The sequence below is a fragment of the Streptomyces sp. HNM0645 genome (genome assembly GCF_030056615.1).
GTDB lineage: Bacteria > Actinomycetota > Actinomycetes > Streptomycetales > Streptomycetaceae > Streptomyces > Streptomyces marianii.
This window is the reverse complement of the sequence record NZ_JASHLT010000079.1, coordinates 1-19,757: the sequence shown is the minus strand read 5'-3', so window position 1 is coordinate 19,757 and position 19,757 is coordinate 1. Positions and strand designations below refer to the sequence as shown.

At 72.2% G+C, this 19,757-nt stretch carries 17 protein-coding genes and 1 pseudogene; 11 read left to right on the top strand and 7 right to left on the bottom strand.

Annotated elements, in window-relative coordinates:
* The first annotated feature begins 598 nt into the window (after window positions 1-598).
* Window positions 599-1,282 carry a hypothetical protein gene (locus tag QMZ92_RS34435; RefSeq protein WP_283301674.1) on the top strand — a complete coding sequence of 228 codons (684 nt, stop codon included), beginning with the start codon at window positions 599-601 and terminating at the stop codon, window positions 1,280-1,282.
* Window positions 1,283-1,653: 371 nt separating this feature from the next.
* Here QMZ92_RS34435 and QMZ92_RS34430 read toward each other — a convergent pair whose 3' ends face one another.
* Together QMZ92_RS34430 and QMZ92_RS34425 are read right to left on the bottom strand one after the other, a co-directional pair.
* Window positions 1,654-2,391, bottom strand: a complete 738-nt coding sequence (locus tag QMZ92_RS34430; protein WP_283301672.1) for a hypothetical protein — start codon at window positions 2,389-2,391, stop codon at window positions 1,654-1,656.
* A 742-nt stretch (window positions 2,392-3,133) separates the two neighbouring features.
* Window positions 3,134-3,931: a hypothetical protein gene (locus tag QMZ92_RS34425; RefSeq protein ID WP_283301670.1), complete on the bottom strand. Its 798-nt coding sequence runs from the start codon at window positions 3,929-3,931 to the stop codon at window positions 3,134-3,136.
* A gap of 37 nt (window positions 3,932-3,968) precedes the next feature.
* Here QMZ92_RS34425 and QMZ92_RS34420 point away from each other — a divergent pair, with 37 nt between their 5' ends.
* Window positions 3,969-4,385 carry a bacteriocin immunity protein gene (locus tag QMZ92_RS34420; protein WP_283301668.1) on the top strand — a complete coding sequence of 139 codons (417 nt, stop codon included), beginning with the start codon at window positions 3,969-3,971 and terminating at the stop codon, window positions 4,383-4,385.
* Window positions 4,386-4,392: 7 nt separating this feature from the next.
* Here the strand turns inward: QMZ92_RS34420 and QMZ92_RS34415 are convergent, their stop codons facing one another.
* Together QMZ92_RS34415 and QMZ92_RS34410 are read right to left on the bottom strand one after the other, a co-directional pair.
* Window positions 4,393-4,752: a cupin domain-containing protein gene (locus QMZ92_RS34415; RefSeq protein WP_283301667.1), complete on the bottom strand. Its 360-nt coding sequence runs from the start codon at window positions 4,750-4,752 to the stop codon at window positions 4,393-4,395.
* A 161-nt stretch (window positions 4,753-4,913) separates the two neighbouring features.
* The gene (locus QMZ92_RS34410; RefSeq protein ID WP_283301666.1) at window positions 4,914-5,120 is read right to left on the bottom strand and encodes a hypothetical protein; all 207 of its coding nucleotides are present in this window, start codon (window positions 5,118-5,120) and stop codon (window positions 4,914-4,916) included.
* 253 nt (window positions 5,121-5,373) lie between these two features.
* Between QMZ92_RS34410 and QMZ92_RS34405 the strand changes: the two genes are divergently transcribed.
* Window positions 5,374-6,186 (top strand): DUF427 domain-containing protein, encoded by an 813-nt coding sequence (locus QMZ92_RS34405; RefSeq protein ID WP_283301664.1) that lies wholly within the window; start codon window positions 5,374-5,376, stop codon window positions 6,184-6,186.
* Window positions 6,187-6,425: 239 nt separating this feature from the next.
* Here QMZ92_RS34405 and QMZ92_RS34400 read toward each other — a convergent pair whose 3' ends face one another.
* On the bottom strand, window positions 6,426-7,784 hold the full coding sequence (locus QMZ92_RS34400) for an LPXTG cell wall anchor domain-containing protein (protein WP_283301662.1): 1,359 nt from the start codon (window positions 7,782-7,784) through the stop codon (window positions 6,426-6,428).
* A 328-nt stretch (window positions 7,785-8,112) separates the two neighbouring features.
* The gene (locus tag QMZ92_RS34395) at window positions 8,113-8,982 is read right to left on the bottom strand and encodes a bifunctional DNA primase/polymerase (RefSeq protein WP_283301660.1); all 870 of its coding nucleotides are present in this window, start codon (window positions 8,980-8,982) and stop codon (window positions 8,113-8,115) included.
* A gap of 344 nt (window positions 8,983-9,326) precedes the next feature.
* Here QMZ92_RS34395 and QMZ92_RS34390 point away from each other — a divergent pair, with 344 nt between their 5' ends.
* The 8 genes from QMZ92_RS34390 (at window position 9,327) to QMZ92_RS34355 (ending at window position 17,146) form a co-directional block, all read left to right on the top strand.
* On the top strand, window positions 9,327-9,638 hold the full coding sequence (locus QMZ92_RS34390) for a hypothetical protein (RefSeq protein ID WP_283301658.1): 312 nt from the start codon (window positions 9,327-9,329) through the stop codon (window positions 9,636-9,638).
* A gap of 258 nt (window positions 9,639-9,896) precedes the next feature.
* A complete protein-coding gene (locus QMZ92_RS34385; RefSeq protein WP_283301676.1) occupies window positions 9,897-11,060 on the top strand; it encodes an acyl-CoA dehydrogenase family protein in 1,164 nt (387 codons plus the stop codon).
* Window positions 11,057-12,007 (top strand): bifunctional MaoC family dehydratase N-terminal/OB-fold nucleic acid binding domain-containing protein, encoded by a 951-nt coding sequence (locus tag QMZ92_RS34380; protein ID WP_283301656.1) that lies wholly within the window; start codon window positions 11,057-11,059, stop codon window positions 12,005-12,007. Before QMZ92_RS34385 ends, QMZ92_RS34380 begins: the two co-directional genes overlap by 4 nt.
* 1 nt (window position 12,008) lies before the next feature.
* Window positions 12,009-13,124 (top strand): acyl-CoA dehydrogenase family protein, encoded by a 1,116-nt coding sequence (locus tag QMZ92_RS34375; RefSeq protein ID WP_283301655.1) that lies wholly within the window; start codon window positions 12,009-12,011, stop codon window positions 13,122-13,124.
* Window positions 13,121-13,546, top strand: a complete 426-nt coding sequence (locus tag QMZ92_RS34370; RefSeq protein WP_283301653.1) for a MaoC family dehydratase — start codon at window positions 13,121-13,123, stop codon at window positions 13,544-13,546. The genes QMZ92_RS34375 and QMZ92_RS34370 overlap by 4 nt, the downstream gene beginning before the upstream one ends.
* A complete protein-coding gene (locus QMZ92_RS34365) occupies window positions 13,543-14,709 on the top strand; it encodes a lipid-transfer protein (RefSeq protein ID WP_283301651.1) in 1,167 nt (388 codons plus the stop codon). Before QMZ92_RS34370 ends, QMZ92_RS34365 begins: the two co-directional genes overlap by 4 nt.
* Window positions 14,710-14,857: 148 nt before the next feature.
* Window positions 14,858-15,403: a SigE family RNA polymerase sigma factor gene (locus QMZ92_RS34360; protein WP_283301648.1), complete on the top strand. Its 546-nt coding sequence runs from the start codon at window positions 14,858-14,860 to the stop codon at window positions 15,401-15,403.
* A 90-nt stretch (window positions 15,404-15,493) separates the two neighbouring features.
* Entirely contained in the window at window positions 15,494-17,146 is a 1,653-nt protein-coding gene (locus QMZ92_RS34355; RefSeq protein WP_283301646.1) for a long-chain fatty acid--CoA ligase, read from the top strand.
* A gap of 305 nt (window positions 17,147-17,451) precedes the next feature.
* Here QMZ92_RS34355 and QMZ92_RS34350 read toward each other — a convergent pair.
* Window positions 17,452-19,757 (bottom strand): annotated as a pseudogene (locus tag QMZ92_RS34350) (PAS domain S-box protein); the annotation flags it as partial.

Below are 19,757 nucleotides of genomic sequence, written 5' to 3'. Positions count from 1 at the left end.
CCTGCGGCGCTGTCCCTGCCCGCCCACCACCGAGGAACCCGTTGGAGACCCCGACCCGAGCGTCGGGCCCAAGCCATGCCCACTCAACGACCAGGGGCCGACCGCACCAATCCTCCGCCATCACCCCAGCTCAACCACTCGAAGCGAAACGGGGAGGCTAGGCAGGGATCTGGCACGCTCCGTGCGCCGGTGTCCTCGTGCGCACCACACAGACTCAACGCATGGTCTTGCGTGTTGTGCTCGGCGCTTCGGTGCCCATCAGGGGGAGGCGGTATCCGTGAGGTCAGCCAGCAACCACTGTGATCGCAGCTGACACACCTCTTGATGGCTGCGTGATCAATCCAGCACACCTAGGTGACGCCCGGCCAAGACTTCGGGACGAAAAGGTCCGTGCCAGACGCGTGCCAGATCCTGCGGGGAACCATGGGGAACAAGGGGGAACCAAGTCGACAGCCGCCAAGCATCAACACCGCTTCTCCGCAGGTCAGCCCAACAGCGAGCCCGAGACCACCTTAGCTTCCCAAGCTGATTGCGCCCTGGGCCTAGAGCTGCGGATTCGGCCTCCACCCTGGATTGTCGGTGCCGATACAGTCCGGGCATGCTGCTGCCACGTCCTGTCTCGGAGGCCGAAGGCCCGTACGACGCCGGGTACCTCCCCCGGCTGGAGATGACTTTCCATGCTGTCGAGGAGCCCATCACCGAGCCCGTCGCCAAGCTGGGCGGTGATCCCGTATGGCTGGACGAGCCCTGCTGGCCAGTGCACCCCGGTACCAGGGAGCCACTGGACTTCATCGGGCAGTTCCCCGTCCCTACGGAGCCCGGAGAGGAACGGCGTATGGCGTATCTCTTCCTGTCGTACAACGACTACGAGACAGGCGGGATGGACCCGGAAGACGGCGAAGCCGTCATGCTCGTCCAGCCCGGAGGGCGCATACCCGCGTTCGCCATTATCGGGCCAGCCGGGACGAAAGGGCGGTCCCTCTGGCGGTTCGGACCCGACGAGGAGCAGGTTCCCGTCCAGTTCCGAATCGACATGACGGCCGTACCGGAGAAGGTAGAGCGCGAGCTGGAGGAACACGGCACCGTCGACGTCCGCGACTACGTAGGAGGCAAGCCGTCCTATCCGGATTGGGCCGGGGTCGAGGCACCGTGGCGCTTCTTCTTCCGCCTCGGCGGCATGGAGAGCGACGGACCGTACTTCCTCAACTTCGCGTACGGTGCCGGATTCGCCTACCTCAGCCCCGACCGGCTAGAGGGCCGCTTCAGCTGGGAGGCAGCCTAGGGGCGTCGCCGACCACCGTCTCAGTTTCCCTCTCATTCAGCAGCGTTCACGGCCGTTCAGACGGGACCAGGACCTAAGGGTCGCCCACGGCCCAGCCACCCATGAACGCAGATGAACGCCCCTGCACAGAGCCCGGAGCCCCGCCACCACAGTTGGAAAGCGTGCGCCTGTCTTCGGCGTACGGTGGTGATGATGTGCGGTCGGCGCTGGCGGGTTTCGCCCTAATCTTGCATTCCGGCTCTGGCGTTGCCTGACTCCGCGCGGGGTGAGGACGGCGGCAGCAGCGGTGCAGCCTTCGCGTCAGAACGGGATTGCTGCTCGTCGAGCGGTGCGTCAGCCGGGACCCAAAGCAAGGCATACGCCCGACGGGGTCAGGGGAAGCCGTCCCCGGTCGGGACCACCCGAAGGTCCTTGCCGCCACTGTCCGAAACGGTATGGCGGTGGGTCTTCTCCCCGTCCCACCAGGTGATCGTGGCTCGCCAGTGGCAGTCGTAGCGCTTGGCGCGGCCGACCAGGAAAAGTGAGTAGAAATCCTCCGCCGCGACGGTATGGGGCAGGCTGAGCGACTGCCCCATATCTTCCTCCAGTTGCCGGGCCGCTTTCTGCTGCGGGCTGCGCAACAGATACGTGGCGGGGACAGGGCGGTTCAGCGGCAGTGTGTCAAGGTCAATCACGAGGTACGCAGGCTCCTCAGGGCCAGCCCCGCAGCCTGGCGGAGGGGTGACGGTGCCCGGCGCGAGCTTCTCGCGACGCGTCACCGTGACCGAGATATCACGGATCTCGACAGACGAACCGGCATTGCCGTGCACACTCAGGGCTGCTTCCAACGCACCCGCGTGAGCGATTCGTCCCTCCTGCTGCCATGACGCCAACTGCTCAGGCGTAGCCCCCCTCAGAATGGGGCGTACCGCGGCTTCCGTGTCGGGGACGTACCAACGGTTCAGGCAGGCTTGGTCGTTAGGTTCGACCAGCAGTGTGGCCGGATCCGGGGGAAATAACGTTTGCCAAGCCGATACAGCGATGGGGACGGCGAAGGCAAGCGCCGCGACGGCCGCGCTCCAAAGGGCAAGCTTGTTGGAGGTGGACAGGGTGCGATAGCGGCGGCCCATGCGTCGCAGGTAGTTGTCGGTCGGAACAGCGGGGGGCGTCACCGGGTCCGGGGCGGGGGCGCGCGTCGGTCCAGACGCAGGGGACAGCGGTGGGGTTCCGCCGTCTGTACCGCCCCGTCGCGGATTCCCCTCACGAGTTGCCAAGGAATGCCCTCCCCAGATGACGGTCCCGGAGCCGCCGCCTACCCGGTCGCCTCCCCCCAGCCTGCAGCACAGTCTATGAGCCGTCGGCCAACCGGCTGCCCTCCCTCGCAGCAAAGTTGACCACCAGCGAGCTGCCCGCACTGGGCACCCGGCGCACCGTCCGGTGGTCCGCCGATCCGAAACACAGCGCCGCCGTGGGTGGTTCTGCCGTTGTGCGCCGTACTTGTGCTCGTGGGCCTCGCCCTGGCGGTGAACTTCCGAGGCATACTCGAGCGGCTGCACGAACGCCAGTGGGGCGGTCAACCGGGCTTCCTGGCGTCGCACGACTTCCAGCGCTTCGTGGGCGCGGGGCTCGCCCTCGGGGTGGCTGGGGGCTTGTGGCGACCACCTGGAGACTGGCGGCAGGCTGAGGTCGGTGGAGTGGCTTTGGGCGGCAGCTGCCATGAGCGAGAGATCACGGCCCAGTAAGCTTCCGGCGAGTCGGGCAGTCTCTGGGCCTGTTGATCGCTCCGTGAGTTGGGTTTCCAGGGTCGAAACCGGACGCCTTGCTCTCGGCCACATGAGCCATAAGACCAGGTGGCAAGGGGCGTTCGGAGGATCAGAGCGTCAGCACAGGCCGAGTCGAGGAATCCTCGTACATGTCCTCACCGTCCGGGCCGTACACGAACTCGGCCATGAAGGGGTTGCGGTTCGCGGTGGCCAGGGGCAGCCAGGCCAGCAGCGTGCCGTATCCACCGCACACCGACTCGCCGCCGTCTCCGCCGTGGACCGCGGTGACATCGCTTGTCAGCTCCGAGCGGTAGGTGTCATAGGCGATGCGCAGGCCGAAGGCGTTCGGTTGACTGTGGGGGCCGGTTCGGTCCCCGTACGGGATGCGGTCCATGGGGCACGTGTCGCCCCACCGGAACAGCGTGTCCGCACCGGCCCCGCAGGCGTGCTCCCACTCGTCGGACGTCGGCATCCGCAGGCCGCGGGCCGCGAGGACGGCCGGCATGTCGGCAGGGGGCTCGGTCAGGTTCTCGTCCTCCACGGCCATGAGCACCGCGGCCAGGACGACGCTTCGGCGTGGACTGAGCGATGGCGCGAGGTGGGCTCGGAGATCGGGTCCGTAGCCGTATCCCTGGTCCAGGCTCTCCTCGTAGTCGGCGGTCTGTTCGGATGTCGGCTGCCAGGCGTCGATGTCGAATCCGAGCGTCACCTCGCCACCGGGTATGAGCACGAACTCCTGGGCGTCCCGCTCGATGCGGACGCGGTGCAGCGGGGCACCGAGGTGCTCGATGGTTTCGACGACGGTCACACGGCCGTCGACTCTGGCCGCCGCCTTCTCGGCGACGCGTCGTGCGGTGCGCAGATCGAAGGAACGCCACTGGTCGAGACTGAGATCGGCGAGAGACATGTGCCGCAGTGTCGCAGGCGAGTTGCTGCCCCCGCCCGTGAGCCGGCAGCAGCTGGATGAGTTGAGCGCTGAGATCGACCGGATCGCCGCCCTCGTGGCTGACCGTTGCGAGGATGCCGAGGATGCGATCCGCGCCTTCAACGCGATGACCGGTCACGACTACGTGGCCTACGACTTCGCCGATTACGGGGGAGGCCGGAGCGCGGAGGAGTTCGCCAGGGAAGCGGCCCGGCCGGCTCGCCCGCGGGTTGCGGACATCACCAGGGCGGAGCTCGTCGAAATCGTTGGCCGACTCCTTGCAGGTGACCCGGAGAGCGACTACTACCTGCGTCTCCTGGAAGTGAACGTGACGCATCCCGGAGTCAGCGGCCTGGTCTTCCACTCCTCGGCCGACGGCGTGTCGGCGGAGGAGATCGCCGACGAGGCCCTGCGGTACCGGCCGATCGCTGTCTGAGCGGTCCCTACTTCGGCTTCGCGTAGTCCTTCGCCGTCTGACCGGCGAAGTCGTACGCCACACAAGGCTCGTCACCGACCGTCCAGGCATCGTGCCCGGGGGAGCACACGAAGACCTCCCCGGGACCGACCTCGGTCTCCGCTCCGTCGTCCATGCGGATGTGCAGCCGCCCCTGCACCACCATCCCGTTGTGATGGAACCGGCAGCTGTCGGTCCCGGCGATCGGTGCGACGTCCCGTGACCACCGCCAGCCGGGATCGAAGGTCGCCACCGAGAAGTCCAGCCCCGACAGGTGAACGGCCTCGAGGTGGCCATGGGGGAATTCCCGCTTCTCGTCCGGCTTGCTGGGGGCCTTGACCTCCAACATGACGATGCCTCCTTCACTGAGCCACACCTCCATCGTGCGCCGCCCGTCGCCTGTTGCGCCACACAGGCGGTCGCACTCGCCCACTGCCCGCCGTGGAAGTCCCGGGCTCGGCGACACGCGGCAACCGGCGCCGGGCCCGCCGGAGCCGGACGCACAGAGGGTCAGACGTCCGACGAGCGCGTGTCGGCCTCCTTACGCCAGTTCGAGGCGCCGCCGAGGAGGTGAGCCAGGACCAGTCCGTCGTCGTCGGCTTTGGCGGAGACGTCGTTGTACGTCGTCTCCCGGAACGGGGCGAGCTGCAGGAGCCACGGCAGGTGGTACCGATGTGTGAACCGATCCTTGCCGGTCTGCTCGACGGTGAGCGTCATCCACGGCACATGAGGACGGGCGTCGGGCCGGCGGCACGGGGCGGGAGGAACCGCCCCCGGCGCTCCGGGCCCGCCGCCACGGGGCGCGGCGCGCCCGTACCCGGTCGACGGGGTACGGGCACGGGGCGCGGACGCGGCGTTGCGCCCGGGATCGCCGAACCCCAAGGTGGAGGGGTCAGGAGGGCGGCGCGGCCCGTGGGCCGGAGGAGGCCGTACCGGCCGCAGGACGCGGTACCGAGCGGAGGAGGAGGCCATGGCCGCACCCGGGAGCACGTCCGGGACCGCACCGGTGGTCCGGCGCCGTCCCGACCCGGCCGACAGCCTGGTCTGGGAGCCCAGTGAACGCTGGGTCCGCGGGACGAAGGGCGGCGTCACCGTCGTCGACAGCCGCCGGCCGGTGCTGGTGTGGGAGCCGGGCGTTCCCGTGCCGGTCTACGCGTTCCCGGCCGGGGACGTCCGGATGGACCTGCTGCGGAGGTTCGAGCGGCCCCCCGGGCGGCGTCACGCGGGGGCGACCGACTTCTACGACCTCGTGGTGGGCGACGAGGTCGTGCGCTCCGCGGCCTGGGGCTGCCCCGGCGAGGAGCTGGCCGGGTACGTCTGCTTCGCTTGGTTCGGCCGCGAGGTCCTCGACCACTGGTACGAAGAGGAGGAGGAGATCTTCGTGCACCCACGTGATCCCCACAAGCGCGTCGACGCACTGCCCAGCACCCGCCGTGTGCAGGTCGAGATCGGGGGCACGGTCGTCGCGGACACGCGGTCCCCGGTGCTGCTGTTCGAGACGGATCTGCCGGTGCGCCACTACTTCCCGCGCGAGGACGTGCGCCTCGACCTGTTCACCCCGACCGGCACGAGCACCCGCTGCCCGTACAAGGGCGTGGCGACCGAGTACTGGTCGTGGGCGGGACCGGGCGACGTGCCGCCCGACATCGCCTGGAGCTATCCCGATCCGCTGCCGGCGGTGAGCGTCATCAAGGACCGTGTCGCCTTCTACAACGAGTACGTCGACGTCATCGTCGACGGCGAGCGGCAGGAGCGCCCGGTCAGCGTCTTCAGCAAGCGCTGACGGCACGCGCGGAAGGGCGCCCCCTGGAAAACCCCCGCGGGAGCGCCCCTCCGCCGTGTCCGCGTCGCCCAAGGGCTGTCCCGCAGTCCCTGGGGGACCGGCGTGCGGCGTCGGATGCGGTGCATCGCAAGGCGGAGAGTCGTCCTCGTACCGGGTGTACTCGGATGATTCGACAACGCGGCGAGGTGCCGTCGCTGTCGTCGCGCGCCCGCCGGGGATCGCGGGGACAGCCCTTGGGGTCAGGACGCGGAGTCCGCCTTCCGGCGGCGCGCCGCGAAGACCGCGCCGGCGCCGAGGGCCACGGCAGCGCCGGCCGCGGCGAGCTGCGGCAGGGCCGCGGAGGAGCCGGTGCTGGCGAGGCTGCCGCTCGTGGTGGTGAGCGGCTGCGTGGTCGTGGTCTGGGTCTGCGTGCCCGTGCCCGTGGCGGCGCCCGGCGACGGGGAGGCGGACGGGGCGGGCTTGGCGGTGACCTCGAAGTCGTACGGGGTCAGCTTCGGTGAACCGCCGCAGGTGCCGTCCTCGTTGACGTAGTCGGCGGCGATGAACGCGGCGCCCGCGGCGTCGGGCGTGCCGGCGTCGACCGTCAGCCGCAGCTTGATGTCGGCGTGGCCACCGGCCTTCAGCGAGGCGACGGAACCGGCGGTGTAGTCGTCGCCCGCGTCCGTCCAGGTCTGGGTGGGCGTCGACCACTGCAGGTGCATGCGGTCGTTGACGGGTTCGTAGCCGCCCTTCTCGATCCCGTGGACGTAGACGAAGGGCCAGACCTCGTCGAGCGTCCTGTCCGTGCCGTTGGTGATGCGGAGCTTCATCTCGACGGTCGAACCGGCGGCGATCCTGGTGGGCAGGCCGGAGAGGGTCGCGGTGAGCTCGCTCTCGGGCCGGCACGGGACCGGCTTCTGCTCCTCCAGGGCGTCCTCGAGGGCCTTGTCGGCGGCCTTCTTGGCCTCCAGGGCCTTCTTCACGGCCTCCTGGGCCTTGCTCAACCCCCGTACGGATGCGACGCGGGCGTCGCCCAGGTCGGTGGCGGTCTGCTTCGCCTTCTCGTCGGCCGCGGTCTTGGCGTCCGCGGCGGTCCCGGCCGCGGTGGCGGCGTCCGCGACGGCCTTCTCGGCGGCGTCCTTCTCCTCCGGGCCGGCGGTCTCGGGCAGCGCGGCGAGCGCGGCCTCGGCGTCGGCCAGGGCCTTGTCGGCGCTGGTCTTGGCAGTGGCGGCGTCGGCCGCCGCCTTCGCCGCCGCCTCGGCCACGACGGCGAGCGGGAAGTCGTCGGAGTGCGCGGCCTCCACGGCGGCCAGCGCGGCCTTCTCCGCGGCGACGGCGTCGTCGTACGCCTTCTGTGCCTGCGCGGCGGCCTTCTCGAGTTCCTCGACGGAGGGCTCGGCGGCCTGCGCCCCGGCGGTGTCCCCGCCGGCGTCGATCTTGCCGGCCAGCACGCCGCCGCGCAGCACGCCGGCGTTCCGCGCGGCGTCCTCGGCGGCGACCGGGGTGGTGACGGAGGCGGTCGGCGTGTCGTCGGCGAACGCGGGCGTGGTGCCGAACAGTACGGCGGGCGTGGTCACGGCAGCGGCGACGGCCGTTGCCACGGTGCGGCGGAGTGTCACGAGCACCCTTCTCTGGGGTCCGGTGTCTGGGCTACGGAAGCACGGGCAGTCGCTGCGGTTTCCCTCACGCAGGGCGACTGGTCGTGGTGATCGTATGACCGCCACCGGTGCTGCGGAAGCAAGTTCTGTGAGCCGTAAGGCAACTGACGACGCCTCATACAGCGGCTGAATCACCCAAGCCGGACAGTTGCCCTCGATTGGCGGCATTCTCGTGTGAGGCATATCACGGCGGATCGAGGGTCGGAGCGTCCCGGTCCGGTGCCGCCGGACGCCCGGATCCGGCGCACCGGAGGTCGCGGAGCTCCGGCGGTCCCGGTGTACCGGTGACTCAACGGCTCGTCAGTCGTGCGGCCGACGCGATCGTCGCCCGGGCCTCGCGCTCGGTCAGCCCTGCCCGCACGGCGGCTTCCGTCAGTGCGTCGGCGAGGCTCTCGCCGATGCCGTTCTCGTACGCCCGGCAGGCGGCCCAGAACAGCCGGGTGTTGCGCTGCCCCTCGTGGGCGGCGAGCACGAAGTGGATCAGGCCCTGGCCGTGCGGGGCCCGGGCGGGCGCGGGGCGGCGGGTGGCTGCGGGGGGTGCGATCAGCGTCAGCAGGGCGTCCGGGCACGGGGCGGGCGGCAGCTCCGCCGAGCCCGGTGCGAGCCGGTACGCGCCGTGTGCCGACACCGATCCCGGGCCGACGAGGTAGCCGCCGGCACCGCGGATGTCGATTCCGGGGGCGAGGCGGCTCGCCGAGTTCGGCACCACCACGTCGGGTGGGCCGGTCAGCCACAGATGGCGGCCGCCGCTCGGGGTGATGACGGTGACCGTCTCCGGGATCGTGAACAGGTGCCGGAGCGCCAGCTGCCGCAGGGCCGCGGCCGAGTCCGTGGCGCCGCCGGCGGTCGTCCTGGTGTCCAGGTCGACGCCGATCAGATGGTGCGGCGGGCGTCCGCAGGCGATGCCGTACCCGGTGGCCCAGGGCGCGGCGGAGAAGAGCGCGCGGACGGCGACGGGGTCGGCCGTCGCGTCGTGCACGCCGTGCCCCGGCAGGCCGCACTCGCCCCGGCAGCGGGCCGGCTCCGGGTCCAGGTGGTGCGGTGACGGCAGGGCGGGGAGCTTCGTGGGGGACAAGGGGATCACGGGGAGCCCGCGCTCGGCGGCGGCGAGCGCGTGGACGAGGGCCAGAGTGGCGGTGCGCCGGTCTGTGGTGGCCATGACTCTATGTTCGTACAAATGTTCGATCGAAGGAAGGGGGGGGAGAGGGGAATGACCGAGAATGTGCCGTAACGCTTTCCCTTCCCGGACCGACGGGCCCAGCCCTGCTCGGGCGGCTGGGCTGCGGGGTTCGCGGCCGGGTGGGGGTTTATCGACATGTCCTCACGCTTGAGGGCGAATCGCCCCCTCCGGGGTGTTCGCCGGAGACCCGCTGGGCAACTCTGGATGCGCGACGTCGTGAAGATCGACCGGAGCGGTCGGCCAACCGCTCTGCTTCCAGCCGTAGTTCCGCACGTTCGGTGCGCCGCTGCCCGGTGCACTTCCAGTACTTCGGAGGAATCGACATGGCAAGCATCCGTACCGCCCGCGCCCTGGCCGCCGTCGCCGCGCTGCCCCTGGCCGCCACCCTCTTCGGTGGTGTGGCGCACGCCGGCAACGGAGCCTTCGCGGGTGACGGATCGAACGCCGCCGTGGCCATCATCAGCGGCAGTGGCGTGGGTGGTCACAACCTCGGCAACTCGACGACCACCCAGCAGGTGGCCACCGGTGCCGGTGCGTCCAACCAGAACAACACGGCCTCCGTGGACGGCTCGGCCTTCACGGCGATCGACCAGTCGAACGAGAACATCGCGATCACCTTCCTGCCGCTCTGGTAGGGGTGCCGTCCGGGGAGGGGTGAGCGGGGGTGGGCGACGGTCTGCGCGGCGGTGCTCCGGCACCGGCGCGCAGACCGTCCGCCGTTGCGGGTGGGGTGGGGTCGTGTTCCTGTGCCTGCTCCGGAGGGCGCGTGGTCGTGTGGTCCCGGGCGGCCGCGGCGGTGCCCGTGTCCTTGACAGGAAAAGACATCTGACGGACAGTCAGAAACCTTGCACCTGCGCCAGACCCCACCCTGCGCCGCCCGGGAGGCCGCCGCCGTGCACCTCGCCCCGACAGAGCGCCAGCAGCGGCTGCGCGCCGAACTCCGCGCGTACTTCCGCGCTCTCATGCCGGACGGCCCCCCGGCCGCCGACGACCCCGCCGAACAGCGCAGGCTGCTCCGACGCATCGGTAGCGACGGACTCCTCGGCCTCGGATGGCCCGTCGAGTACGGAGGGCAGGGCCGCGGCGCGGACGAGCAGTTCGTCTTCTTCGACGAGGCGTACCGCGCGGGCGCGCCCGTCTCCATGGTCACGCTGAACACGGTCGGCCCGACGCTGATGGCCTACGGGACGGACGAGCAGAAGGCGTTCTTCCTGCCCGGGATCCTGCGCGGCGAGTTCGTCTTCGCCATCGGCTACAGCGAGCCCGGGGCCGGGACCGACCTCGCGGCGCTGCGCACGAAGGCGGTGCGCGACGGCGGCGACTGGGTCGTCAGCGGTCAGAAGGTCTTCACCTCCAACGCCCAGAACGCCGACTGGATCTGGCTCGCCTGCCGCACCGATCACGAGGCGCCCCGGCACCGGGGCATCTCGGTCGTCCTGGTGCCCACCGACGCGCCGGGCTTCTCCTGGACCCCGATCAGGACGGTCGGCGGGCTCATGACGACGGCGACGTACTACGACGGCATCCGGGTGCCCGTGACGAACCTCGTCGGCGAGGAGAACGGCGGCTGGGGACTGATCACCAGCCAGCTCAACCACGAGCGGGTGGCACTCGCCGCGATCGGCATGCAGGCGGAGGACTTCGCGGCGGCGGCCCTGGAACGGGCCCGCACACCCGACCCGGTGACGGGCCTGCGCGCGATCGACGAGCCCTGGGTGCGTTCGAGGCTGGCCGAGGTGCATGCCCGGCTCGCGGCGACGCGTCTGCTCAGCTGGCGGCTGGTGGGGGACGCGGACACCGGCAGGCTCGCCCCCGGGGACGCGAGCGGTGTGAAGTTCACGGGAACCGAGTCGGCCGTCGAGGTGTACCGGATGTGCCAGGAGATCACGGGCGAGGCGGGTCTGGTGAGGGCCGGTTCACCGGGCGCCGTGGGGGACGGGGAACTGGAGCGGATGAACCGTGCGGCACAGATCAACACGTTCGGGGGCGGGGTGAGCGAGGTGCAGCGGGAGATCGTCGCGACGATGCGGCTCGGCATGCGGAGGGGGAAGCGGTGAGCGAGGACGAGCTGTATCCGCTGCTGAAGGTGTACGAGGGGCGCGGCGCCTCGGCCCCCGGCGTCGGCAAGGACCTGGTGAACGCGCCGATGATCAGGCATTGGTGCGAGGCGATGGGCGACCGGAACCCGGCGTACGAGGGGCCGGACGCGATCGCTCCGCCGACGATGCTCCAGGCGTGGACGATGGGCGGGCTGTCCGGGCACACCGGCCGCACCGGAGCGCACGACGAGTTGTTCGCGCTGCTCGACGGCGCCGGGTTCGCCGCGGTGGTGGCGACCGACTGCGAGCAGGAGTATCTGCGCCCGCTGCGGCCCGGGCACCGGATCACCTACGACTCCGTGATCGAGACGGTCTCGCCGCGCAAGACGACCAAGCTGGGCGCGGGCTACTTCATCACGACCAGGATGGACGTCCGGGCGGACGGGGAGCTCGCCGGGACGCACCGCTTCCGCATCCTCAAGTACGCACCGGGGGCCGGGCGGGAGCCCCGGCCCCGGCGCCCCCGCCCGGTGGTCAACCGGGACAACGCGGGGTTCTGGGAAGGCGTCGCCCGGCACAGGCTGCTGATCCAGCGCTGTGCGTCCTGCGCGACGCTGCGCTTCCCGTGGCTGCCGGGGTGCGGGGCGTGCGGCTCCGCGGAGTGGGACGCGGTCGAGGCCGACGGTGCGGGGACGGTCTACTCGTACGTGGTGGTGCACCATCCGCGCTTTCCCGCCTTCGGCGGCTCTGACGGCGCCTCCCGGGAGGCGCCGGACCCGGACGGGCCGGGTCCGTACGCGGTGGGACTGATCGAGCTGGTCGAGGGTGTGCGCCTGGTCAGCAATGTGGTCGGGGTGCCGTACGACGAGGTGCGCATCGGGATGCCCGTCCGGCTGGAGTTCATGCGGGCCGACGAGGAACTGGAGCTGCCGGTGTTCCGGGCCCTCGCCGAAGGGGCGGGATGACATGGACTTCACTCCGACCGACGGGCAGACGGCGGCCCGTGATCTGGCCGCGCGGATCTTCACCGACCTCTCCACGCCGGAACGGCTCGCCGCGGCCGGGGCGGGGACGGACGCCGAGCTGTGGAAGGCCCTGGGCGCGGCCGGGCTCATCGCGGCGGTGGAGGACGTCGGACTGCTCGGTCTGGTCCTGCTGCTGGAGGAGCAGGGCCGCACGACCGCGCAGGTGCCGTTCGCGGTGAGCTGTGTCTACGGCCTGCTGGCTCTGGGCCGGCACGGCACGGAGGAGCAGCGGGAACGCCTGCTGCCGGGGCTCGGGGACGGCTCGGCCGTGGCGACCGGCGCCTTTCCGGAGGGAGGCGCGGTGCGGGCCGACGCCCTGCGGGGCGGGGGAGCGGCGCGGGCCGGTGGCGACGGCCGGCTGACCGGGACGACGGGGTGGGTGCCGTGGCTGCGGGACGCCACGCACGTCCTGGTGCCGGACGCGGACCGGAGCCTCTGGCTGGTGCGGGTGGCAGACGCGGAGACCGTCCCGGTGGAGACGACCGCCCCCTGGTCCGCGGCCGTGCTCCGGCTGGACGGCGCACCCGCCGAACGGGTCGGGAGCGGTGGGGCGTACCGGGATGTGCTCGCCGCCGCCAGAGTCGCCTTCGCCGGTCTCCAGGCCGGGGTCTGCGCGGGCTCGCTCGCCCGGGCAGTCGCCCACACGTCCGAGCGGGAGCAGTTCGGGCGCCCGCTCTCCACCCGGCAGGCGGTCCAGCTCCGGGCGGCCGACGCCCATATGGACACGGAGGCGATCCGGGTCACCGCGTACGAGGCGGCCTGGCGGTTCGACGAAGGGCTGTCCTGCGCCACCCAGGCGCTCACCGCGGGGTGGTGGGCGTCCGAGGCCGGACGACGGGTCGTCCACACCGGTCAGCATCTGCACGGCGGCGTCGGCGCCGATCTGGACCACCCCGTCCACCGGCACTTCCTGTGGGGCCGTCAGATCGACGCCCATCTGGGCTGCGGCGCCCGGCTGCTGGACGAACTCGGCGCGTTGCTGGCCGGTCGGGAGCGAGTGGGGCGCGAGGGGCGCGAGGACCGAGCGGCACACGAGGAGAGGGAGACCACGGCATGAGCGCGAGCGGTACCGCGGCCCGCGGCCCGCGTGCGGGCGACGAACTGCCCCCGCTGACCGTTCCGATCACCCGCACGCTGATCGTCGCGGGGGCCATCGCTTCCCGGGACTACCAGGACGTGCACCATGACGCGGAGCTCGCCCGGGAGAAGGGCTCGCCGGACATCTTCATGAACATCCTGACGACCAACGGTCTCGTCGGGCGGTACATCACGGACCGCTTCGGCCCGGAGGCCGTGCTCCGGAAAGTGGTGATACGCCTCGGTGCGCCCAACCACCCGGGCGACACGATGACGTTGACCGGGACGGTCACCGAAGTCGACGGGAACACGGCCGTGGTGCGGGTGGTCGGGTCGAACAGACTCGGCCACCACGTCACCGGCACGGTGACCGTCGGCCTGCCCGGGGAGGAGGCGGCATGAGCCTGCACAGGGCCGACTCGCTCGGCGGGCGTGCCGCCGTCGTCGGTATCGGCGCGACGGAGTTCTCCAAGGACTCCGGGCGCAGTGAGCTGAGACTGGCCGCCGAGGCGGTGCGGGCCGCGCTCGACGACGCCGGCCTCTCCCCCGCCGACGTCGACGGCATGGTCACCTTCACCATGGACACCAGCCCCGAGATCACCGTCGCCCAGGCGGCCGGGATCGGCGAGCTGTCGTTCTTCTCCCGCGTCCACTACGGCGGCGGCGCGGCGTGTGCGACAGTGCAGCAGGCGGCCCTCGCGGTGGCCGCAGGGGTCGCCGAAGTCGTCGTCTGCTACCGGGCGTTCAACGAGCGGTCGGGCCGCAGATTCGGATCGGGGGTGCAGCGGCGCGAGCCCTCCGCGGAGGGGGCGGCCCTTGGCTGGAACCTCCCGTTCGGGCTGCTGACGCCCGCGTCCTGGGTGGCCATGACGGCCCAGCGCTACCTCCACACCCACGGGCTGACGCCGGAGGCGTTCGGGCCGGTGGCCGTGACCGGCCGGCGGTACGCGGCCCGCAACCCGGCGGCGTACTTCCACGGAAGGCCCATCACTCTCGACGACCACGCGGCCTCGCGCTGGATCGTCGAGCCGCTGAGGCTGCTGGACTGCTGCCAGGAGACCGACGGCGGCCAGGCTCTCGTCGTGACCTCCCTCGATCGGGCGAGGGACCTTCCGCACCCGCCCGCGGTGGTGGTCGCCGCGGCCCAGGGCGCGGGCCGCGCTCAGGAGCAGATGACCAGCTACTACCGCGACGATCTCACCGGACTCCCCGAGATGGGCGTCGTGGCCCGGCAGCTCTGGCGGACCTCGGGGATGGGCCCCGCCGACATCGACGTCGCCATCCTCTATGACCATTTCACCCCTTATGTTCTGATGCAGTTGGAGGAGTTCGGCTTCTGCGGACGGGGTGAGGCGGCGGCGTTCGTCGCGGCGGACACGCTCCCCCTCAACACGCACGGGGGCCAGTTGGGCGAGGCGTATCTGCACGGCATGAACGGCATCGCGGAAGCGGTCAGACAGCTGCGGGGCACCTCCGTGAACCAGACCGCCGGCGCGGCCCGCGCCCTGGTCACGGCCGGCACGGGCGTCCCGACCTCGGCACTGGTACTCGGGGCGGACGGCTGAGCCGGTGACCCGCGGGACCCTGAGGCGGAGCAGCGGCCTCCTCCACCCACAGGAGGTGGGGCCCGCTTCACCGCTACAACCTGAGGCGGATCCGGGTTCGGGACCTGGGGCCGATCCGGGTGGGAGGCCCCGCTCCTAGCGTGGAGCCATGACCACGCCAGTCTGCACGAACGCTTCCAGCGCCGCCGTGCCACCGACCTCCTACGCGTCGTTCTCGTCGTACGTACGGGCGCGGGGGCCCGTGCTGCTGCGGACCGCCCGCTCCCTCACGGCCAACCCGAGCGACGCCGAGGACCTGTTGCAGACCGCGCTCGCCAAGACCTACGTCGCCTGGGAGCGCATCGAGGACCACCGCGCCCTCGACGGATACGTCCGCCGCGCGCTCCTCAACACCCGCACCTCGCAGTGGCGCAAGCGCAAGGTGGACGAGTTCCCCTGCGACGAGCTGCCCGAGCCGTCCGGGGCGTCCCCGGTCGACCCGGCCGAACGGCAGGTGCTGCACGACGCGATGTGGCGTGCGGTGATGCGGCTCCCGGACCGGCAGCGCGCGATGGTCGTCCTCAGGTACTACGAGGATCTCAGCGAGGCCCAGACCGCCGAGGTGCTCGGTGTCTCCGTGGGCACGGTCAAGAGCGCGGTCTCCCGCGCGCTCGGGAAGCTCCGTGAGGACCCGGAGCTGTCCCCGGTCCGCTGAGCTTTCTTACCCGGGGGTAGTGACATACCGATCGGTATGTGCGCAGAATCTGCACACACCTAGGAGCTGTGCGCCCACCGGGAGGACGCCGTGCTGAGCACCATGCAGGACGTACCACTGACCGTCACCCGCATCCTGAACCACGGGATGACGATCCACGGAAGTTCACAGGTCACCACATGGACGGGCGAGAGCGAGCCGCAGCGCCGCAGCTACCGTGAGATCGGCGAGCGCTCGGCCCGGCTGGCCCACGCCCTGCGCGACGACCTGGGCGTCACCGGCGACGAGCGGGTCGCGACCCTCATGTGGAACAACGCCGAGCACGTCGAGGCCTACTACGCGATTCCCTGTATGGGCGCGGTCCTCCACACGCTCAACCTGCGACTGCCCGTCGAGCAGCTGGTGTTCATCGTCAACCACGCCGCAGACCGGGTCGTGATCGTCAACGGCTCGCTGCTCCCCCTGCTCGCGCCCCTGCTGCCGCATCTGCCGACCGTCGAGCACGTCGTGGTCTCGGGCCCCGGCGACCGCTCGGTCCTGGACGGCGCCGCCGTCCGGGTCCACGAGTACGAGGAACTGCTCGCCGGGAAGCCGGCCACGTACGACTGGCCGGAGCTGGACGAGCGCTCGGCGGCCGCCATGTGCTACACCTCCGGCACCACCGGCGACCCCAAGGGCGTGGTGTACTCGCACCGCTCGATCTATCTGCACTCGATGCAGGTCAACATGGCCGAGTCGATGGGTGTGACGGACGCCGACACGAGCCTCGTCGTCGTCCCCCAGTTCCATGTGAACGCCTGGGGCCTGCCGCACGCGGTGCTGATGACCGGTGTGAACATGCTGATGCCGGACCGCTTCCTGCAGCCGGGTCCGCTCGCCGAGATGATCGAGACCGAGCGTCCCACCCACGCCGCGGCCGTACCCACCATCTGGCAGGGCCTCCTCGCCGAGCTCACCGCCAAGCCGCGGGACGTGAGCTCCCTCACCCAGGTCACCATCGGCGGCTCGGCCTGCCCGCCGTCGCTGATGGAGGCGTTCGACGCGCTCGGCATGCGCGTCTGCCACGCCTGGGGCATGACCGAGACCTCGCCGCTGGGCACCGTCGCCCGGCCGCCCGCCCACGCGGTCGGCACGGAGGCCGAGTTCGGCTACCGACTCACCCAGGGCCGCTTCCCGGCGGGCGTCGAGGCGCGGCTGCGCGGGCCGGGCGGGGAGTTCCTGCCGTGGGACGGTGAGTCCGCGGGCGAGCTGGAGGTGCGCGGCCCGTGGATCGCGGGCGCCTACTACGGCGGCGCGGCCGGCGAGCCGCTCCGGCCGGCCGACAAGTTCAGCGAGGACGGCTGGCTGAAGACCGGCGACGTCGGTGTCATCGGCCCGGACGGCTTCCTCACGCTCACCGACCGGGCCAAGGACGTCATCAAGTCGGGCGGCGAGTGGATCTCGTCCGTCGAGCTGGAGAACGCGCTGATGGCGCACCCGGAGGTGGCCGAGGCCGCCGTCGTGGCCGTACCCGACGAGAAGTGGGGCGAGCGCCCGCTGGCGACGGTGGTGCTGAAGGACGGCTCGACCGCCGACTACCTGTCGCTGAAGGAGTTCCTGGCCGGACGCATCGCGAAGTGGCAGTTGCCGGAGCGCTGGGCGGTCATCCCGTCCGTGCCGAAGACCAGCGTCGGCAAGTTCGACAAGAAGGTCATCCGCCGGCAGTACGCGGACGGCGAGCTGCAGGTAACCGAAGTGCGCTAGGTGTTCTGTCCCGGTTGGTCGCGACAGCAGCTCCGTCCGCCCGCAGGCCGGGAGGGACTTTCGCTCGCACCACGTCCCGGGCGGTGACGGTGTTCGGGCAGGGCCCGGTGCGCGACGCGTACCGGGCCCTGCCGCGTCCGCTCCGCGTGGCGCGTCCACCCGGTGCGCCGGCGGGTCCGCGCGCGAGCGGGTCCGTGCGGTACCCGGGCGTCTCCGGTTCCGCGGCGGTCGCGAAGGCTCTGCCCCGGGCGACGAGACCGCGACGCCGCGCCGCGTCGGCCAGTGGTCAGGTCACCGCACTGGTTCTAGTTGGTTCCGATCTTCGCCAGCAGGTCGACGATCCGGCCCTGGACCTCGGCGTTCGTGGAACGCTCGGCCAGGAAGAGGACGGTCTCGCCCGAGGAGAGCTTCGGCAGCTCCGCCTGGTCGAGTCCGGCCGAGGTGTAGACGACGAGCGGGGTGCGGTTCAACTGCCCGTTCGCACGCAGCCAGTCGATGATCCCGGCGCGGCGGCGGCGCACCTGCATCAGGTCCATCACCACCAGGTTCGGCCGCGTCTGCTGGGCGAGCGCCACCGCGTCCGCGTCGGTCGCGGCCCGCGCGACCTGCATCCCACGCCGCTCCAGCGTGGCCGTGAGGGCGGCCGCGATGTCGGCGTGCTGTTCGATCAGCAGCACCCGGGACGGATGCTGTTCGCTGTCGCGCGGTGCCAGGGCCTTCAGCAGCACGGCGGGGTCCGCTCCGTACGCGGCCTCGCGCGTGGCCTGGCCCAGTCCGGCGGCCAGCAGCACGGGGACCTCGGCGGCCACCGCGGCCTGGCGGAGCGACTGCAGCGCGGTACGGGTGATCGGCCCGGTCAGCGGATCGACGAAGAGCGCGGCCGGGAAGGCGGCGATCTGCGCGTCGACCTCCTCGCGGGAGTACACGATCACCGGTCGGTAGCCGCGGTCGCTCAGCGCCTGCTGCGTGGCGACGTCGGGCGCCGGCCACACCAGCAGCCGGCGCGGGTTGTCCAGCGGCTCGGGGGGAAGCTCGTCGTCCTGGGGCAGCGGTGCCGGCCGGTTGGCGACCTCGACCGCGCCACCGGGTCCGTCCAGCGGCTCCGGGCCCTCCGCGCCCTCGTCCGGGGCGCCGATCGCGTACGCCCGCCCCTCGGTGGGCGCACCGAGCCGCTGCGACGGGCCCGGGGCGTTGGCGGGTGCCGGCTGCGGCTGCTGCGGATGGTGGGGTCGCGCGCCCGTCGCGGACATCTGGTGCTCGGCCTCCTGCCGGGTCGCCAGCTTGCGGCGGCGGCCCGAGCCCTGCGTCTGGTTCTGGGCGGCGGCCTGCGGCAGCGCCGCGGCCGGCGCGGCCTGCCGGTTCTGCTGCTGCGCGATCTGCTGGGCGAACGGCACGCCCTGACCGAGCGTGCGCACGCTGAACGCCCTGCCCAGCGAGGCGTCGGGGTCGACCGGCTCGGCAGCGGGTGCCGGGGCGGCGGTCCCCTGCGCCGGTGTCGCCGTTCCGGCCGCCGGAGCCGGAGCCTCGGCGGGCAGCGGCTGGGCGGCCCGACGGGACTGGGCGGGTGGCTCGGCCGGGGCCGCCGGGGGCAGCGGTACGGAACCCGTGTCACCGGAGGGCGCGGCGTTCGCGGCGGGATCCTNGGGCAGCGGTACGGAACCCGTGTCACCGGAGGGCGCGGCGTTCGCGGCGGGATCCTGTGCGGGTGCGGGTGCGGGTGCGGGTGCGGGTGCGGGTGCGGGTGCGGGTGCGGCGGGTGCGGCCGGACCCGGGAGCGGGGTCGCGTGAGGTGGGGTCGTGGGACCGGCCTGTGCGGGTGCGGCGGGCGCCACGGGACCCGTGGTACCGGTCTGTGCGGGGACGGCGGGCGGTACCGGGCCGGGTGCGGCGGGTGCCACGGGTGCGGCGGGTGCGGCGGGCGGCACCGGAACCGGGCTGGTGGGTGCCGCCGGACCCGGCAGCGGGGTCGCGGGCGCCACCGGACCTGCGGGCGGTGTCCCGGGACCGGCCTGGGCGGGGACGCCTTGCCCGGCCGTCCCGCCCTCGGCCGGACGCGCACGCCGACGTCCGGTCGGTACGGGATGCGGCTGCGGAGGGGTGTGGTCGGCGTCCGGCTCGGGACGCCCCTGGTCGTGGCGGCCCTCGTCCACAGGTGCGGCCGCGCGAGCGCGGTCGGCCTCGGCGGGCGGCAGCGCGAACGGGCCGCGCGGCTCCTCGGCGGGGGCCGGCCGGTCGTTGCCGGTCGCGAGCGCCCGCCGTGCCCGCCGGCCGCCCTGCTGCGCTCCGGACGCGGTTCCCGTGGCGGCGGGCTCCAGTGCTGCGGCGCCCTGACCGGCGGACTGGCCGCCGTGCGAGTCCGCGGTCTGCCCCGTGGCCGCCGAGCCGTCCGGGGCCGTGCCGCCCGTCGGCAGCGCGGGAAGCGCCGCCTGGGCCCGCCGTGCCCGCCGACCGGTGCCCTGCTGGGCCGCGGCTTCGGGGCTCACACCCTGGGGCGGGACGGTGTCGCCCAGCGCGGGGCGGCCCGCACCCGCCTCCGCCGCGGTCACGACGGAGCCGCCCTGCGCGGCCGGGAGGGCCGCCAGCTCGGCCTCGGCCGGGCTCGGCCGGCCAC

Excerpts from the sequence above, each read along its gene's own strand:
- QMZ92_RS34435 (WP_283301674.1), top strand. The coding sequence starts at position 599 with ATGCTGCTGCCACGTCCTGTCTCGGAGGCCGAAGGCCCGTACGACGCC.
- QMZ92_RS34430 (WP_283301672.1), bottom strand. The coding sequence starts at position 2,391 with ATGGGCCGCCGCTATCGCACCCTGTCCACCTCCAACAAGCTTGCCCTT.
- QMZ92_RS34425 (WP_283301670.1), bottom strand. The coding sequence starts at position 3,931 with ATGTCTCTCGCCGATCTCAGTCTCGACCAGTGGCGTTCCTTCGATCTG.
- QMZ92_RS34415 (WP_283301667.1), bottom strand. The coding sequence starts at position 4,752 with ATGTTGGAGGTCAAGGCCCCCAGCAAGCCGGACGAGAAGCGGGAATTC.
- QMZ92_RS34410 (WP_283301666.1), bottom strand. The coding sequence starts at position 5,120 with ATGACGCTCACCGTCGAGCAGACCGGCAAGGATCGGTTCACACATCGG.
- QMZ92_RS34405 (WP_283301664.1), top strand. The coding sequence starts at position 5,374 with ATGGCCGCACCCGGGAGCACGTCCGGGACCGCACCGGTGGTCCGGCGC.
- QMZ92_RS34395 (WP_283301660.1), bottom strand. The coding sequence starts at position 8,982 with ATGGCCACCACAGACCGGCGCACCGCCACTCTGGCCCTCGTCCACGCG.
- QMZ92_RS34390 (WP_283301658.1), top strand. The coding sequence starts at position 9,327 with ATGGCAAGCATCCGTACCGCCCGCGCCCTGGCCGCCGTCGCCGCGCTG.
- QMZ92_RS34375 (WP_283301655.1), top strand. The coding sequence starts at position 12,009 with ATGGACTTCACTCCGACCGACGGGCAGACGGCGGCCCGTGATCTGGCC.
- QMZ92_RS34370 (WP_283301653.1), top strand. The coding sequence starts at position 13,121 with ATGAGCGCGAGCGGTACCGCGGCCCGCGGCCCGCGTGCGGGCGACGAA.
- QMZ92_RS34365 (WP_283301651.1), top strand. The coding sequence starts at position 13,543 with ATGAGCCTGCACAGGGCCGACTCGCTCGGCGGGCGTGCCGCCGTCGTC.
- QMZ92_RS34360 (WP_283301648.1), top strand. The coding sequence starts at position 14,858 with ATGACCACGCCAGTCTGCACGAACGCTTCCAGCGCCGCCGTGCCACCG.